Annotated in this window: 16 protein-coding genes; 9 read left to right on the plus strand and 7 right to left on the minus strand. The window is 34.2% G+C overall.

Annotated elements, in window-relative coordinates; translation table 11 throughout:
* Window positions 1-198 precede the first annotated feature (198 nt).
* Complete coding sequence (locus P178_RS0103350; RefSeq protein WP_027064886.1) at window positions 199-2,247, minus strand: M13 family metallopeptidase; 2,049 nt, start codon at window positions 2,245-2,247, stop codon at window positions 199-201.
* A gap of 278 nt (window positions 2,248-2,525) precedes the next feature.
* Between P178_RS0103350 and P178_RS0103355 the strand changes: the two genes are divergently transcribed.
* Together P178_RS0103355 and P178_RS0103360 are read left to right on the plus strand one after the other, a co-directional pair.
* Complete coding sequence (locus P178_RS0103355) at window positions 2,526-3,257, plus strand: carboxypeptidase-like regulatory domain-containing protein (RefSeq protein ID WP_027064887.1); 732 nt, start codon at window positions 2,526-2,528, stop codon at window positions 3,255-3,257.
* On the plus strand, window positions 3,257-4,261 hold the full coding sequence (locus P178_RS0103360; RefSeq protein ID WP_027064888.1) for a transglutaminase domain-containing protein: 1,005 nt from the start codon (window positions 3,257-3,259) through the stop codon (window positions 4,259-4,261). Before P178_RS0103355 ends, P178_RS0103360 begins: the two co-directional genes overlap by 1 nt.
* Before the next feature lie 2 nt (window positions 4,262-4,263).
* Here the strand turns inward: P178_RS0103360 and P178_RS0103365 are convergent, their stop codons facing one another.
* The 4 genes from P178_RS0103365 to P178_RS22855 form a co-directional block, all read right to left on the minus strand.
* Window positions 4,264-4,782, minus strand: a complete 519-nt coding sequence (locus P178_RS0103365) for a DUF4136 domain-containing protein (protein WP_027064889.1) — start codon at window positions 4,780-4,782, stop codon at window positions 4,264-4,266.
* Window positions 4,783-4,902: 120 nt separating this feature from the next.
* A complete protein-coding gene (locus P178_RS0103370) occupies window positions 4,903-5,613 on the minus strand; it encodes an ion transporter (protein ID WP_027064890.1) in 711 nt (236 codons plus the stop codon).
* A 12-nt stretch (window positions 5,614-5,625) separates the two neighbouring features.
* The gene (gene obgE / locus P178_RS0103375) at window positions 5,626-6,627 is read right to left on the minus strand and encodes a GTPase ObgE (RefSeq protein WP_027064891.1); all 1,002 of its coding nucleotides are present in this window, start codon (window positions 6,625-6,627) and stop codon (window positions 5,626-5,628) included.
* A gap of 59 nt (window positions 6,628-6,686) precedes the next feature.
* Window positions 6,687-7,796 carry an adenylate kinase gene (locus tag P178_RS22855; RefSeq protein ID WP_081819384.1) on the minus strand — a complete coding sequence of 370 codons (1,110 nt, stop codon included), beginning with the start codon at window positions 7,794-7,796 and terminating at the stop codon, window positions 6,687-6,689.
* 136 nt (window positions 7,797-7,932) lie between these two features.
* Between P178_RS22855 and P178_RS0103385 the strand changes: the two genes are divergently transcribed.
* The 5 genes from P178_RS0103385 to P178_RS0103405 all read left to right on the plus strand — a co-directional run bounded on the left by P178_RS0103385 (window position 7,933) and on the right by P178_RS0103405 (window position 15,662).
* Entirely contained in the window at window positions 7,933-9,087 is a 1,155-nt protein-coding gene (locus tag P178_RS0103385; RefSeq protein WP_027064893.1) for a 5-(carboxyamino)imidazole ribonucleotide synthase, read from the plus strand.
* A gap of 5 nt (window positions 9,088-9,092) precedes the next feature.
* On the plus strand, window positions 9,093-9,581 hold the full coding sequence (gene purE / locus P178_RS0103390) for a 5-(carboxyamino)imidazole ribonucleotide mutase (RefSeq protein WP_027064894.1): 489 nt from the start codon (window positions 9,093-9,095) through the stop codon (window positions 9,579-9,581).
* A 160-nt stretch (window positions 9,582-9,741) separates the two neighbouring features.
* On the plus strand, window positions 9,742-11,763 hold the full coding sequence (locus P178_RS0103395) for a M3 family metallopeptidase (RefSeq protein WP_027064895.1): 2,022 nt from the start codon (window positions 9,742-9,744) through the stop codon (window positions 11,761-11,763).
* A 462-nt stretch (window positions 11,764-12,225) separates the two neighbouring features.
* Entirely contained in the window at window positions 12,226-15,249 is a 3,024-nt protein-coding gene (locus P178_RS22540; RefSeq protein WP_197026773.1) for a PAS domain-containing protein, read from the plus strand.
* 8 nt (window positions 15,250-15,257) lie between these two features.
* On the plus strand, window positions 15,258-15,662 hold the full coding sequence (locus P178_RS0103405; protein ID WP_027064896.1) for a response regulator: 405 nt from the start codon (window positions 15,258-15,260) through the stop codon (window positions 15,660-15,662).
* A 28-nt stretch (window positions 15,663-15,690) separates the two neighbouring features.
* Here P178_RS0103405 and P178_RS0103410 read toward each other — a convergent pair whose 3' ends face one another.
* A complete protein-coding gene (locus tag P178_RS0103410) occupies window positions 15,691-16,044 on the minus strand; it encodes a rhodanese-like domain-containing protein (RefSeq protein WP_036146270.1) in 354 nt (117 codons plus the stop codon).
* A 75-nt stretch (window positions 16,045-16,119) separates the two neighbouring features.
* On the opposite strand from P178_RS0103410, the gene P178_RS0103415 reads away from it, so the two are divergent.
* Together P178_RS0103415 and P178_RS0103420 are read left to right on the plus strand one after the other, a co-directional pair.
* The gene (locus P178_RS0103415) at window positions 16,120-16,674 is read left to right on the plus strand and encodes a sigma-70 family RNA polymerase sigma factor (RefSeq protein WP_027064898.1); all 555 of its coding nucleotides are present in this window, start codon (window positions 16,120-16,122) and stop codon (window positions 16,672-16,674) included.
* A 2-nt stretch (window positions 16,675-16,676) separates the two neighbouring features.
* A complete protein-coding gene (locus P178_RS0103420; protein WP_316929983.1) occupies window positions 16,677-16,907 on the plus strand; it encodes a hypothetical protein in 231 nt (76 codons plus the stop codon).
* Here P178_RS0103420 and P178_RS0103425 read toward each other — a convergent pair.
* Window positions 16,894-17,727, minus strand: a complete 834-nt coding sequence (locus tag P178_RS0103425) for a hypothetical protein (protein ID WP_027064900.1) — start codon at window positions 17,725-17,727, stop codon at window positions 16,894-16,896. The two genes, P178_RS0103420 and P178_RS0103425, sit on opposite strands and share 14 nt — an antisense overlap.
* Window positions 17,728-17,798: the final 71 nt, after the last annotated feature.

Here is a 17,798-nt window from a genome sequence, read left to right on the forward strand (position 1 = left end):
TCGCAAAGACGAGTTGAAAAAGACTGAATGTCATTACGAACATAGTGAAGTAATCTTCTTATGGGCTGACTAAAAACTCACCCATTACTAATGCCAAACAAATCGCCACGTCGCGAAAAGTTCTTCGCAAAGACGAGTTAAAACACAAAAAAAGGGCGCTACTATGTAGCGCCCTTTTCGTCTTTAATAAAAAATAATCTACCAAATACTAACTCTCTTTTCAGGAGCTAAATACATAGCGTCACCTTCTTTAATATCGAAAGCATCGTAAAACTCTTGAATGTTTAATAAAGGTTGTGTTGCTCTTACCATACCAGGAGAGTGTGGGTCAGTTTTAATCTGAGTTCTTAAAGCTTCATCTCTACTCTTAGTTCTCCAAACTGTAGCCCAAGACATAAAGAAACGTTGTTCTGCCGTGAAGCCATCAATATCTTCTGGACGTCCATTTTCAGCATAGTATTTCTGAAGTCCGTCATAAGCACCCAACAATCCACCTAAATCTCCAATATTCTCCCCAAGAGTAAATTTTCCGTTTACATAAACATCTGGTAATACCATAACGCTATCATACTGTACCGCTAAAGCATCAGCTCTTTCTGTAAAGGCTTTTAAATCTGCTTCTGTCCACCAGTTCTTAAGATTACCATCAGCATCAAAACGAGAACCACTATCATCAAAAGCATGAGAAATTTCATGTCCGATAACTGCACCAATTCCTCCATAATTTACAGCTTCATCAGCAGTATAGTTATAGAAAGGTGGTTGTAAAATCGCAGCCGGAAAAACAATCTCATTGTTCAATGGATTGAAGTATGCATTTACAGTCTGTGGAGACATTCCCCATTCTGTTTTATCAACAGGCTCACCAATTTCTGAGTAGTTCTTCAACTCTCCCCATTTGTTAACCGCAGTCATATTCTCAAAGTATGATTTATCTGCAGAAACTTCCATAGTAGAATAATCTTCCCACTTATTTGGGTAAGCAATCTTAACGGTAAACTTATCTAGCTTCTCAATAGCTTTTGTTTTTGTAGAATCGCTCATCCAATCTAAAACAGAGATACGTTCTTTGAAAGCATCGATTACATTCGCAATCATTAATTCAGCTTTAGCCTTTGCTTCAGGCGGAAATTTTGCATCAACATATAATTGACCCAGTGCTTCACCTACTGTACCATTTACAGTTGCAAGTGCACGCTCGTCTGCAGCACGTTGTTCTTTTGCTCCTCGTAGGTATTTGCTATAAAATTCCCAATCTGCAGTTTCAATATCAATCGTTAATTTTCCGGCAGCACTATTAAATGTATCCCATCGTATTAAAGTCTTAATATCTTCGATAGGAGTTGTTTTTAAAAACTTATCCAAAGCTTCGGTATACCTCAACTGAGTTACCAAAAGCGTATCGAACTTTTTAGTAATACCTAAATCGCTAATAAATTTATTTACATCAATGGTCGATAACATCTTATCAACCTCTGCAATTGTTCTAGGGTTGTTATAGTTTCTAGCATCTCTACGCTCTACTTTATTTAAACGAGGTTCCGCTAATTGCGTCTCCATAGCAAGAATTTTCTCGGCAGCTTTAGTTGCATCCGCTTCAGAATCCCCTAATCTTTGTAACATTTTAGATACGTGCTTCTTATATTCTTCACGAATTTCTACAGATTTCTCATCTTCTTCTAAGTAAAAATCACGATCAGGAAGACCTAAACCGTTAGCACCTAAATAAACAGCATTCATGCTACTATTATTTAAGTCTGCACCAGCCCCAATATTTATAAAAGGAGAAGACACGGCAGCATTGGTCGCCAATACTGTTTGTAATTCCTTTAAATTAGAAACCGAAGCAATTGCATCCAATGCTGGTTGTAACGGAGTAATACCTGCTTTGTTTCTAGCAGCAGAATCTAATTTTGTATCAAAAATTGCCAGAGCTTTTGCTTGATCCGTATCGGCAGCATAATTTCCACTTTCTTTAGCTGTCGCTAAAATTTTTAGCACATCGTCATCGGTAGATTTACGAAGCACACTAAAACCACCCCAACTAGTTCTATCGTCAGGAATTTCAGTATACTTCATCCAGTTCCCATTTACATAGTTATAGAAATCTGATTTTGGATTTTGGGTCGTATCCATGTTCGCTAGAACAATACCCGGAATTTTTTCTACTTCAGGAGTAGGTTTTGCTTCCTCTTTACAAGAAGCCAAGGCTACCAAACCGGCAGCAAATAAATAAATCTTTTTCATTTTGTGAGTTAGTTTAAACGTCTAAATCAATAAGACGCTTATATTGATTTTTGTTACAAAAATAACAGGATTTTAATTTCTATACATTTATTTACACAACCATTTAACAACATTAACATTTGATTACGACCCATTTACCTAATGAAAAAATTATTTAAAAACTTTAAATAAATGGTTAGTTGAAGTTAACTCATCCAAAGAGCCCTTACACTCATTACTTGTTTTATAAGAATACGGTCCATAATACTTTAGACCTATAAATATAAAACCACTGTATTATGAAAAGCTCATTAACAATTGACGTAAAAGAACCATGTAAAGAAAATTTCGCTAATTTTAGTAAAACCGATAAAGGCGGATTTTGTGCTAGTTGCCAAAAAGAAGTCATTGATTTCACCAACTTTTCGGATCAAGAACTTGTACGATATCTAAATTCAACAAGTAAAAAAACCTGTGGCAAGTTCAAATCATCGCAACTAAAATCTTATGAAACAAATACGCATTACACTATGAACAATTCAATACTAACAAAAGGAATAGGTATGATGGGTTTATCCCTATTAGCATTGTGCACAACAGAGGTTAAAGCACAAGAAACTGCAAGTATTGAACCACCAATTGAAATTGTTTCTAATCAACAAGAGAATGTCATGGGCATGATGGTAAAGTATCAAGAAAAATATACGTTAGGCGGCACCATATTAGATGAAGCAAATGAACCCCTACCAGGTGTAAATGTTATTTTAAAAGGAACTACGGTAGGCACACAAACAGATTTTGATGGTAAGTTTGAATTCCCCCAACAATTAAAAGAAAATGATATTTTGGTTTTTAGTTTTATTGGTTATGAAACTAAAACATATAAGGTATTACCTAGTGTTTCTTCTACCATTGATATCAATATTACGTTTGACACCTATGATGTTGAATTAATGGGAGATATCGTAATTGGCGGTGCTTATAAAAGCAAAAGAAATATTTTTCAAAAGATTGGAGACATTTTTAAATAATGAAAATCATTGTATTAATTACTTTATTTTTTTCATTAACCTGCTTTGCGCAACGCTCAGACTTTAATCCTATAGATTTTAAGAAGGCAGATAGCATTGCTACATATTACAAAGAAGCCAGTCTAAAGAATTTACCAGTGCTAACTCATAATTTGACGACATCATTAAATACCGATGTAGAAAAGTTTAGAGCTATTTACACATGGGTAAGTTCAAACATTGAGAATGATTATTCTTCCTATTTAAAAATAAGTCATAAACGCAAAAAGTTTGCCGATGACACACAGGCCTTTTTAAATTGGAATACTAGCATAACTCCAAAAGTCTTTGAAAAGTTGTTAAAAGAACAAAAAACAGCTTGTACAGGATATGCATATTTGATTAAGGAAATGGCTACCCTAGCAGGTTTTAAATGTAATATTATTAATGGATATGGGCGTACACCAACGTTGCTATTAGATGCGGAAAGTATGCCCAACCACTCATGGAATAGTATTGAGATAAATGGCAAGTGGTATTTGTGCGATGCCACGTGGTCTGCAGGACAAACTATGCTAATAAATGGGACGCCTCTTTTTCAACCTGATTATTTCGATGGTTATTTTCTTGCTGACCCAATATTGTTCGCAAAAAATCATTTTCCAATTACAAAAAGAGAAATAGCGCTAGTAGATGATAACGCTTTAACCACTTTTATGGAAGGACCTGTTATTTATAAAGAGGCTTTTCTTGAATCAATAACACCAGTATCACCTCTAGCAATGCATAATCAGATAAAAAAGGGAGAATCCATAACCTTTAAATTATATGTATCAGATAATTTTAATGGGAAAATACAACTGTCACTCAACAGAGGCGGTATTCAAAAAGAAAGTAACCCTACAATAATTAGAAACGCAAATGAAATAAGTTTAGTTCAGAATTTTGAAAAGAAAGGCTTGTATGATGTACATGTTTCTACTGACAATAACTTAATTGCAACCTATGTTGTTAAAGTAAAATAACTTCATTCTGGCGGGTAATTACTGAATATCTTATCTACAACAGCTTGTAGCTTTTCTGCTTTTTCTGCAGGAGTATCACCTTCACGAAAAGGGCTTTCACTTATTGCTTGCCAAATAAGCATATCTTTATTAGAATCTACAAAATCTATCTGTAGCTCACGAGTAAGCTTTGGTCCGCCAACAGGAATACCAATAGAAACTCCACCACCGATACCACGGTTACCACCACCTAAACCTACGCCAACATTATTCCCTTGTTGAGATTTAAAGACAGTGCTTTTTATATTAATAAAAACATCTGGTTCTTCTGCAAACATGTATCCTTTTTCACCAAGCGTTGCATCCATTGCCTCCATTAACCTTTTCTCATCTAACTCGCTCAAGCCAGTTTCCATGTCATTAAAATAATTATAAGTAGCGTAAGAAGTAAAATCTGTCTGACTGTCGTAATCATAATTAACTTTTGCAGCTCCGCAAGAGGTCAAAACGACTAATATTATACTAAATAGAAAAATTTTCATGAAATTGGATTTTCTTAAAATTAAAGAAAATAAAATCGTAAAATATATTTTTAAGAAGGTATTCGATTAAGCGTTAAGCATTGAACTATGCTTTTCCATAGCCTGACATCTCACTAATTATTATTTATCTTCTGTTTTATCAACAGATTTTGTTAGCGCAGAAGAAATAATACCTGTAGGTATTGCTACAATACCTAACCCTATCATTAAAATAAAGAAAGTGAAAACTTTACCCCCAACGGTTATAGGGTAAACATCGCCATACCCAACTGTAGTAAGTGTTATAATTGCCCACCAAAGGCTATCAAAAATAGAAGCGAAATTTTCTGGTTGAACCTCATGTTCAAAGTAGTAAATACCTACAGCCGAAAAATATATTAAGATTAACGTAACGATTAAGAATAACAACACTTCCTCTTTTGCTAAACTAATAGCTCTGGAAAAACGCTCAATAGCTTTATTGTAGCGCATTAATTTAAGTATACGGAACAACCTCAAAAACCTTAGGGCTCTAAGTGATCTTAAATCTACACCTAATGATAAGTAAAATGGAAGAATTGCCAGAAAATCGATAATTCCAAAAAAGCTGAATATGAATTTACTTTTCTTGTCTGAAACGTAAATACGTAATACATACTCAATTGTAAAGATGATAACGGAGAAAACCTCAATTATCCTTAAAATTTTTCTGGTTGATGGTTCAAGATCCGGAACGGTTTCAAATGAAAAAGATAGTATTGAAACAAAGATTAAAATTTGAATAAAATAGGCGAAAATTCTACTTTTCCTATTGTCATTAATTTCAACAATATTTTTTAAATACTGTTTCATCCTATCTAATTATTATGAATTAAGCATTGCCCAAAGCTTATCCTTTAATTCCACAATACCCATTTGTGCTACAGATGATATAAACATAAACGGAGTGCCGTTTAAATCTTTATTGAGTTCTTCTCTCATTTCATCCATAAGTTCCTCATCTAGCATATCGCTTTTAGAGATACAAATAAGTCGTTCTTTATCTAACAACTCAGGATTGTAGCGTCTTAACTCATCAAGTAAAATCTCATATTCCTTACTGATGTCTTTACTATCCGCAGGTATTAAAAATAACAAGTTGGCGTTACGTTCAATATGTCTTAAAAAGTAATGCCCTAAACCTTTACCTTCTGCAGCACCTTCTATAATACCAGGAATATCTGCCATTACAAAACTCTTAAAGTCGCGATATTCTACAATACCTAAGTTAGGTTTTAAAGTAGTAAACTCATAATCGGCAATTTTTGGCTTTGCAGATGTTATTACAGATAATAAAGTAGACTTACCAGCATTTGGGAAACCTACTAGACCTACATCAGCAAGAACTTTAAGTTCTAACAAAAATTCACCTTCTAAACCATCCATACCCGGTTGAGCATATCTTGGCGTCTGGTTTGTAGATGTTCTAAAATGCCAGTTACCACGACCGCCCATACCACCTTGTAGCAGAATTTTCTCCTCACCATGTTCAGTGATTTCAAAAAGGACATCTTTGGTTTCAAAATCTTTAACCACTGTACCCAACGGCACATCTAAATACACATCTTCACCATCTGCTCCTGTACTACGGCTTTTACTACCGTGGGCACCATGACCGGCTTTAAAATGTTTCGTGTATTTAAAATTTATTAATGTCCAAAGGTTTTCGTTACCTCGAACAATAATGTGACCTCCACGACCACCATCACCACCATCAGGACCACCTTTGGTAATAAATTTTTCACGATGCAAATGCACAGATCCCTTGCCTCCTTTACCAGAAGTCAAACCCACTTTTACGTAGTCAACAAAATTACCTTCTGTCATTGCTATTCTTTCAGTTCAAAATCTTCATCAAAGCTATGGTTGACAAAAGAGTTTCTATATTATTTTAAGCCTTCGATTACTTTCGTTAAGCGTTCAGTGATATCAGTAATAGTACCAATACCGTTTACGCTATGAAACTTACCTTGAGCTTCGTAAAATTCTTTTACGGGTGTTGTCTTTTCGTTGTATTCATCGAAACGATTTCTAATCTTAACGACATCTTGATCATCAGTTCTACCACTAACCTTACCTCTCTCTAAAAGACGCTCTATTAAAATTTCATCATTTGCTTCTAGTGCAATGGTAGCATTTACACTCATATCCTTAGATTCCAAGAAATTATCCAAAGCTTCTGCCTGAGCAGCCGTTCTTGGAAAACCGTCAAAAATAAATCCGTCAGCATCTGAGTTTTTCTCTACTTCCTCCTGTAACATTTTAATTGTTACTTCATCTGGCACCAATTCACCTTTGTCGATATATGACTTTGCCAAAGTACCTAACTCCGTTCCGTTTTTGATATTGAATCTAAAAACATCTCCGGTAGAGATATGCATTAAATTGTATTTTTCTTTTAGGAATTGTGCTTGCGTGCCCTTGCCGGCTCCTGGTTTACCAAAGAGTACAAGATTAATCATATGTTTCTGGTTTAGTTGGTATACTTCTTTTAAATTTCTTCCTTGCTCTTTATAATCAAGACCATAACCTACAATAAAATTATCAGGTATAGCCAAGCCAAAATAGTCAATGGCGTATTCGCCTTTGTACACATCTGGCTTATAAAAAAGACTTGCAATTTTAAACTCTTTAACTTTTGTCTTTGAAAATAAATGGACTAATTTCTGCAAGGTACGCCCTGTATCAATTATATCTTCTAAAATAATAACACTGCGCCCTTCTATATTTTCTGGTACATCTAATAACGTTTCAACAATACCCGTAGATGTTAAGCCTTGGTAAGAACTTAGTCTTACGAAAGAAACTTCACAAGGGTGTTGGTAAGCTTTCATCAAATCAGAAACGAACATAAAAGACCCGTTTAAGACACCCACAAAAATGGGAGTCTCGTCTTTATAATCCGCTGCAATTTTGTCGGCAACCGTTTTAATGGCCTGCTGAATTTCAGATTCGCTTAGAAAAGGTTTAAAAAACTTGTCGTGAATTTGTATCAATTTTCATAAATTATCAAGGTTTGCAAAGATAAGGTATTGCCTTGTGTTTTTGATTAGAAAGGAATTGGTTTCTAAGATTTAACCGTATTTTTGTAGTACTTAAGGCGTTTTTTCAACTGCCCAAAGCAACAATTATATGGATTATTTTTCTTCAGGTTTTAAATTAGGCATTTTAGGTGGTGGTCAACTAGGTAAAATGATGTTGTACGAAACACGAAAATGGGATATTTACACCAAAGTTCTAGATGCTTCTTCTGAAGCACCAAGTAGAATGTCGTGTAATGAATTTGTACAAGGCAGTCTATTAGATTTTGATACGGTATACAATTTTGGTAAAGACGTAGATGTGCTAACCATAGAGATAGAAAACGTAAATCTTGATGCTTTAGAGAAATTAGAAGATGAAGGAGTAAAAGTATACCCACAACCTAACGCATTGCGTATTATTCAAAATAAGGCAAAACAGAAATTATTCTACGTTGACAATGAAATACCTACTGCAGATTTTCAGCGTTTTGCATACCTGAGTGAAATTGAGGATAGCATTGAAAACGGAGGATTACAATTTCCGTTTGTTTGGAAGGTTGCACAGTTTGGTTATGACGGACAAGGAGTAAAAGTCGTTAGAAGTTTAGCAGATCTAAAGAGCTTACCTACAGGTGAATGTATTACAGAGGTTATGATTCCGTTTAAAAACGAATTAGCTGTAATCGTATCTAGAAATTCTGAAGGAGAAATTAAAACATATCCAGTAGTAGAGATGGAATTTCATCCAGAAGCCAACCAAGTGGAGTATGTAATTTGTCCTGCACGTATTGATGATAAAGTTGCTGAAAAGGCAAGAGCATTAGCATTAAAAGTAGCAGATAAAATAGGACTTACCGGATTGCTGGCTGTTGAAATGTTCCAAACCGAAGATGATAAAATATTGGTGAACGAAGTAGCCCCAAGACCACATAACAGCGGGCACTACAGTATTGAAGCCAGCTACACCAATCAATTTGAACAACACATTCGCAGTATTCTAGGTTTACCTTTAGGAAACACCGATAGCAAAGTAGCAGGTGTTATGGTCAATTTAGTAGGTGCAGAAGGCCATACAGGTGATGTAGTTTATAAAAATATTGAAGAGATTTTAGCCATGGAAGGAGTAACACCTCATATTTATGGCAAAGCACAAACAAGACCGTTCAGAAAAATGGGTCATGTAACCATAGTCAATAGTAATTTGGAAAAAGCAAGAGCTATTGCCGAAAAAGTAAAGGAAACAATTCAAGTGATTTCAAAATAAAAAACATGAGTAAAGTAGCCGTAGTAATGGGAAGTACAAGTGACATGCCCGTAATGCAGGAAGCCATAGATATTTTAAGAGGTTTTGATATAGAGGTAGATGTTGATATTGTATCTGCCCACAGAACACCAGAAAAATTATTCGATTTCAGTAAAAATGCACACACAAACGGTTATGCTGTTATTATAGCAGGTGCCGGTGGCGCTGCTCATTTACCCGGTATGGTTGCGTCTATGTCTCCATTACCAGTAATTGGAGTTCCTGTAAAAAGCAGTAATTCTATTGATGGCTGGGACTCTATCTTATCTATACTTCAAATGCCAGGTGGCGTACCAGTAGCAACAGTTGCGCTGAACGGAGCTAAAAATGCAGGAATTTTAGCTGCGCAGATTATCGGCAGTTCAGATAAATGCGTTTTAGATAAAATTATATTTTATAAAGAAGGTCTGAAGCAAAAAGTAATTGAAGGCGCAAAGGCTGTTAACGGCAAATAATTAGTAAACAATCTCGGAGCAATCCGCAAAGCATTGAATTGAAAATTCTATTTAGATTTCGACTGAAACGTCGGAGCATTTAAATCTCGATTATTGAGTAAAATTGATTTTAATTTATTTAAGCGGTCTTGAATTTGACCCTTAAACTTGAACTTGAAATATGAATCCATTATTATCCCCTTTTGATACTGCTCCTTTTTCACAAATAAAAAATGAGCACTTTAAGCCTGCTTTCTTAAAATCTATTGAAGATGCAAGAGCAGAAATTGATGCCATTACAGAAAATACAGATGCTCCTACTTTTGAAAACACCATAGAAGGCTTAGAGTTTTCTGGTCAACAATTAGACAGAATATCAAGTGTATTTTTCAACTTGAATTCCGCAGAAACTAACGAGGAAATTCAGAAAATTGCGCAAGAGGTTTCTCCCCTACTTTCAGAATTCGGTAATGATATCACATTAAACGAAGCATTATTCAAAAGAGTAAAAGCCGTTTACGATCAAAAAGATCGTTTAGACCTTACAGTAGAACAAACCACACTTTTAGATAAAAAATACAAGAGCTTTAGTAGAAACGGAGCTAATTTATCTGAGGATAAAAAGACACGCTTAAGAGCTATAGATGCAAAGCTTGCAAAATTGAAATTGACTTTTGGCGAGAATGTACTTGCTGAAACCAATAAATACCAACTACACCTAACGGATGAAGCTGATTTAGACGGATTACCAGAAGGTGAAAAAGAAGCCGCAGCACAATTAGCCATTTCAAAAGGCAAGGAAGATGGCTGGATGATCACTTTAGATTACCCTAGCTACATTCCTTTTATGAAGTACGCCAAGAATAGGGAGTTACGTAAAGAGCTTTCTATGGCGTTTGGCAGTAGAGCATTTCATAACGATGAACTAGACAACAAAGAAAATGTTCTTGATATTGCCAAGTTACGTTTTGAGAGAGCCAATCTTTTAGGATACAAAACACACGCCAATTTCGTTCTTGAAGAACGTATGGCAGAGACTCCAGAGAAAGTGCATTCTTTTTTAAACGAATTGCTTTCGAAAGCGAAGCCAGCTGCAGAGCGTGAGTTTAAGCAATTAGAAGATTTTGCGAAAAATCTAGATAATATTGACCGTTTAGAAAAATGGGATAGCAGTTATTATTCTGAAAAATTAAAGCAAGAGCTATTCAATTTAGATGATGAGAAACTGAAACCTTACTTTAAACTAGAAAATGTAATCAACGGTGTTTTTAAAGTAGCCGAAAACCTGTTCGATTTACAATTCGAAGAAGTACACGACATTGAAAAATATCATGACGAGGTAAAAACCTATAAGGTTTACGATACCGATAAAAATTTCATTTCATTGTTTTATGCAGATTTTCACCCAAGAGCAGGTAAAAGAGGTGGCGCATGGATGACTTCATACAAATCGCAATGGAAGCGAAATGGCGAAAATGTACGTCCACATATATCTAATGTATGCAACTTTACTCCGTCAACTAAAAGCAAGCCATCATTACTTACTTTTAACGAGGTTACTACTTTGTTTCATGAATTTGGTCACGGTTTACATGGTATGCTTGCTAATACGACCTACCCTAGTCTTTCCGGAACATCTGTATTTTGGGATTTTGTAGAATTACCTAGTCAGGTTTTGGAGAATTGGTGCTACGAAAAAGAAGCATTAGAGTTGTTTGCCAAACATTACGAAACAGGAGAAACTATACCAATGGAATTGGTTCAGAAAATAAAAGAGTCCGCCACATTCCAAGAAGGAATGCAAACCTTGCGTCAATTAAGCTTCGGATTATTAGATATGTCTTGGCATGGTGTTGACCCTACAGGCATAACCAACGTTAAAGCTCATGAAGATGAAGCTTTTAAAGATACAAGCCTTTACCCTGAAACACCGGAAACTTGTATGAGCACAGCATTCTCTCATATTTTTCAAGGAGGATATTCATCTGGATATTACAGTTACAAATGGGCTGAAGTTTTAGATGCAGATGCTTTTGCATACTTTAAAGAAGAGGGAATTTTCAATAAAGAAGTTGCCACTAAATTTAAGGACAACGTTCTTTCGCAAGGCGGTACCGAAAACCCAATGACACTTTACAAAAGATTTAGAGGAGCAGAACCAAAGGTTGAGGCATTGCTAGAAAGAGCTGGGTTATTGAACTAGTATAAATTCAAAATTATCTAGCAACTCTAAATAAAAATTAAAAAACAACCTGATATTGACTAATGAATATAATTCAGAATCGATATCAGGTCAATTTAGTACAAGACATAAAAAACTACCTAATTCATTAAAATATTAAAAAGGTGTATTCAGATTAAACTCCTTTTCATAGATAAACTCTAAAATCACTGAAATTTATGTGGTTAAACATCTACGGAGAACAAATAAAAAATCACCCCATAGGTTAACCCTAGGTCTCACCTTCATATTATCTCTATACGCGCAACTAAGATTAAATGTATAGACATTGAAATATCTGACTATAGAATTCAATTAACTCACAAACCTTCTGCAAATCAAATAATTATTAATTATATTGTAGCCAATTAGCTACACTTTTATTTTACACGTTCCCCATTTCTATTTTAGTGTTATTCGCTGATGTACAAACTCTTAATTGAAATGAGTAAAGAGAAAACTCTTTCCCCTACAGATAAAGATTTAGCAAACACAGGTTGTGTGGCTAAAATTGGAATGTTTCAATATGATGTAAATTCCAATAATTTAAGCTGGAACAATGTTCTAAAAGAAATACATGAAGCTTCTAATGATTACATTCCCACTACGGAAAACATGTATGGTCAATTTAAAGATGTTGCATCTAGAAATCAACTTTTAGTATCCCATAAAAAAGCTATCGAAAATGGCGCGCCATTTGAATTAGAATATGAAATTATAACAGCAAAAGGTAATCTTCGAAATTTAAGAACATCAGTACAACCTTTTCAGAAAGATGAAGACTCTATAATACTTTATGGAGCAACTTATGATATAACTGAACCCAATAGTGCAAAATCTGATATAGTTCAAAAAGTACAGCAGCTTAATTATGCAGAAAAAATAGCAAAATCAGGGTCTTGGGATTGGGACATTCCGACGGATACCGTAAAATGGTCAGACAATTTCTATAACATATTTGATCATGAGAAAGATTCTCCTATATCGTTCAACGTTTATTTAGATTATGTTCACAAGGATGATAAAGAAAAAATAATTTCAAAGTTTGATCATGCTTTAAAAACAACAGAGTTTCCAGAATCTAACTATCGCATTCAATTAAAAAATGGTACGATAAAAACTCTTCGTTCTATTGGCATGGTAATTACGAATGACAATGGAGAACCCATAAAAGTGATTGGCACTTGCCAAGATATTACTAACAGAGAAAAAAAAGAAAAAGAACTCTTAGAGAAAAACCAACAATTAAATATTGCAGAAAAATTGGCAATGATTGGGTATTGGCAATGGGATACACCCACCAATAAAGTTTTTTGGTCAGATAATCTTCACACAATTTATGGCCATGACAAAGAAAAGCCATTAACTTTTGAAACCTATATAAATTTCGTTCACGAAGATGACAGAAATAGAGTTATTTCAAATTTAGAAAACGCTATGCAAACCGGTGTTTTTCCTGAATCAACTTATAAAATTCAATTAAACGACGGCAGCATAAAAACTATTAAATCTGTTGGTAAAATAATTCGCAATAAAAAGGGTGAGGTTTTAGAAATGTCTGGCACCTGCCAAGATGTTACGGAAATTAAGAAGAAAGAAATACAACTATTAGAAAAAAATCAACAATATAATAATGCTGAGAAAATAGCGAATATCGGTTCTTGGGAATGGAACCCCAATACCGGTGGAATAAATTGGTCGGACAATCATTATAGGATTTACGGAATAGAAATTGGATCCCCTATCGATATTGAACTAATTTCCTCTTACATACATCCAGATGATTTAAGTTATACCCAAGCTTTAAAAAATAGATTTTTAAAAGATAAAAAAATTGAAAAAGCCCAATATCGTATACAACTACGTAGTGGAGAAATAAAAACATTAGAAGTTGTAGGAGAGGTTTTTACGGATAAAAATGGAGAAATCACGTCTTTAAAAGGCATTGAACAAGATATTACGTATCGTGTAAAGACTGAACAGGAAATAAAAGACAAAAACCATTTACTTTCCTTCACAGAAAAAATGGCAATGATGGGGTCGTGGCAATGGAATCCAAATACAGGCGTCTCCAAATGGTCAGACAATCTTTATAAAATCTACGATCTAGATCCAAATTCCCCCATAGATATGGATTTATTTTTATCTAGAATACATCCAGATGATTCTGCCAAAGTCGTTGCTCAAATTGAAAATATTATTGCAACAAAAAATAGCGACTCCGTTTTATCGTATCGCATTTTAATGAACAACGGTGATATTCGCTCCATAGAACTCATGGCTGAAATTATTATGGATGATGATGAAAATATAATTGAATTAGTTGGGACAACACAAGATGTAACATATCGCATTCAAAGAGAACAAGATTTACTTGAGAAAAACCAACTTTTAAATTTTGCAGAACAGCTCTCAAGCATAGGTCATTGGAAATGGGATGTTGTAAATGATGTGATGGAAAAATCAGTAAATCTTCTAAAGATTCTAGATTTTGACCCAGAAACATCCCCTAATTTTAGCACATATTTAAAAAGGGTACACCCAGAGGATAGAAAAAAAGTTATTGCTATTAGTCAAGAAATTTCTAGTACGAAAAAGTTCAACAAGTTTCAACACCGCATTATAAAAAATAACGGCAAAGTAAGAACCATAGAAATTATTGGTGCGGTACTACTTAATAACGATGGCGATGTTGTAGAATTAATGGGCTCTAGCCAAGATATTACGGAGCAAGTAGAGGCACAACAAAAAATTCTAGAAACAAATAAAAGCCTAGAAGCCTCTGCAATGGTTTTAACTTCCAAAAACAAACAATTAGCAGAGTTCAATCATATAACATCACATAACCTAAGATCTCCTGTAAGTAATTTGAACGCGCTTTTAGGGATGTATAAAAATACAACTAGTGAAACTAAGAAAATAGAAATCTTTGAAAAGTTCGAAACTGTAATAGACCACTTAACAGAAACATTGAATGCTCTAATTGAAACTATAACAATAAAACATAATGCAGTTCACAAAAGAGAAAATTTATCCTTTGAGCATACATTACACAAAACCAAAGAAATATTAGCTGCAGAATTAATAGAAACAGGTGCCTTTATAGAACATAAATTTTCTGAAGCGAAAAATGTAATGTATAACCCTATTTATTTAGAAAGTATTTTTCTTAATTTAGTTAGCAATGCTATTAAATATAGATCTCCAGACAGATCTCCTAAAATTTGCATTACCTCTAAATTGGTAAATAAAAAAACAGTACTAGAGTTCATGGACAATGGCATAGGTATTGACATGAAAAGTCACGGCGACAAATTATTTGGACTTAACAAAGTATTCCACAAACATCCAGATGCAAAGGGAATAGGTTTATTTTTAACAAAAGCGCAAATTGTAGCAATGGGTGGCTCAATTTCAGTGAAAAGTGAGGTTAATGTAGGTTCTACATTTAGTATCACCTTAAATTAAAAGATTATATGGATAATAATATAAGTGTTTGTATTATAGACGATGATGATGTATTTCAATACACTATACTTCACACCTTAGAGGCGCAACCATCAGTAGGAAAAATTACACCCTTTACTGATGGGGCAGAAGCAATGACCTTTATTAAGGCAAATATGGATAACCCCAAAGAATTACCAGATGTCATTTTTCTTGACATAAATATGCCAGTAATGGATGGTTACCGTTTTATGGGTGAATACCTAAAAACCATATCACTAATTAAAAAGAAGATTACCATTTACGTACTATCATCATCTGTTGACCTGGTAGATTTTGAAAAGACGAAAAAAATAAGTGAAGTATCTGATTATATTATTAAACCAATACGTGAAAATCAGTTAACAAAAATTCTGTCAGAAATAAAAAATTGAACCAAGGCTTTAATCCTTTAACATTTAGCTATTTTTTTTTAGAATATGCGTCATACCCTCCTTCTAAATCTACAACATAGCTAAAACCTAGCTCTTTTAATCTAGCCTGAGACTTTAGACTTCTTCCTCCCTTTTTACAGTACACATACAACTTCTTATCTTTATCCAACACTGCAACCTGATTATTGAATTCATCAGAAAGCAAATTAATATTTAAAGCACCATCAATAGAACCTTCTGCAAACTCTTCAGGTGTTCTTACATCAATTAATATTTCTGTTGATGAATCAAACCCAGCAAATTCTGTAATTGGTTGTGACTCCATTTGCGCATGAGTTAATTGGGCGCTTATAAGTAGAACAAAAAACAATAAATTCTTCATAGTTATAGTGTTTACGTTACCAAAAGTAACCATAATAAACAAAATTCAGTTACTTTTGAAATGCAGAAAAAATAAATGGAAACACACAAACTTAATCCAGATAAGTGGGTAGATCTCTATGCAGATTACCTGTTCAATTATGCGGTTACTAGAGTTAGTGATTCGGAAATTGCAAAAGACCTTGTACAAGACACTTTTATAGCGGGATTAAAATCTGCCAAAAATTTTAAAGGTGATGCAGCAGAACGCACATGGTTAATTGCAATTCTAAAACGAAAAGTAATTGATCATTACCGCAAAATAAATTCAAAAAAAGGCAAAGCAGAGGTACGTATGAGCTATAGCTCGCAAACCGATGCAGAAGGCGATTGGATGGAAGAACGCATTGCAGATCCTAATAGCAATTTTGAAAATGACAATCTTGAAAACGAGGAATTAGGTCTTGCCATTCAAAATTGCATATCTAAACTACCTAAAAAGCAAGCACAGGTTTTTACCATGAAAACAATTCAAGGTATGGAAACCGAAGATATTTGTAATGCTTTAGGAATTAATGCGTCTAACCTTTGGGTAATGATACATAGGGCCAGAACCGGCTTAATGGGTTGTTTAAATCAAAATTGGTTTTAATTATGATGATTTCTTGTGAAAAAGCTGCAAATATTTGCAACAGACACCAGTATAGAGAAGCAACTGTTTGGGAAAGAATACAGTTAAAGTTTCATCTTACCATGTGTAAGACATGCGCTAAACATAGTGCAAAAAATGAAAAATTAACATCGCTTTGTAATCAAGCAAAACTTACGGTATTGTCTGATGAGGAAAAGAGAAAAATGAAAGAAACTTTCTCTAATGCAAAATAGAATACTTTATACTTATAACAAAAAGCACCCACCAAAGTAAAGGAATAGCTTCTACCCAAAATGAAGAAAAATATTTCTTTTGATTTAGTTCTGTTTTAAATATCATCAACATTAGAACTACAAACAGAATTGTTTTCACCATTATGTGAGTAATATCTAAATCTGTTTTTAAGAATGTAATTGCATAAAAAAGTACTGTCCAACAATACCCTATTCTTTTTGCCCCTTTTACCCCCACCCTTTGAGGTAATGTTTTAAGAGATGCACTATCGTATTTTAAATCCCGTATTTCAAAAGGAACTAATAGTATCAGTACAAAAAGAAAACGTTGAACCGTCTCAATCTTCACGTTCCAAGAAATAACATCTAGTTGAGAAATAACTGGCAAAATTACGGTTGTGCCTGCCCACACGGCTGCCACAATTAAAATTTTCAATCCGCTAAAACTCCTGAAATTCTTATTTTTAGGTAATACAGGTAATGCATAAAGACCGGTTATAGCGGCTAAAACCAATAATCCTACAAATACTCTCTCCGTCAGAAAAAACAACTGATAACCAGCAACAAGCAAACAACCAAAACTAAAAAATTGAATATTCTTTTGATACGTGTTAGCTACCAAGATATACTTCTCTGCTTCCACACCATATTTCACAAAATTGTAGCAACTAATAGCTCCAAAAAAAATAAAAAAATACAACTCTTGAGGAACTGTAATGTTTAAGGTCAGCGCAGTTACATGTACCAAACAAAATACCCCCAAGGCAACATGAATGCTAGCATCCAAATAAAAATTAAAAATCTTTTTGACTATGGTCATTAAACAAAAATAGCTAAAGTGTTTATAACCCTTTGTTTTGGTTAAAAACTTTCAATATATGGCAGCCCTTC

This window comes from Maribacter sp. Hel_I_7 (assembly GCF_000688315.1).
Lineage (GTDB): Bacteria > Bacteroidota > Bacteroidia > Flavobacteriales > Flavobacteriaceae > Maribacter > Maribacter stanieri.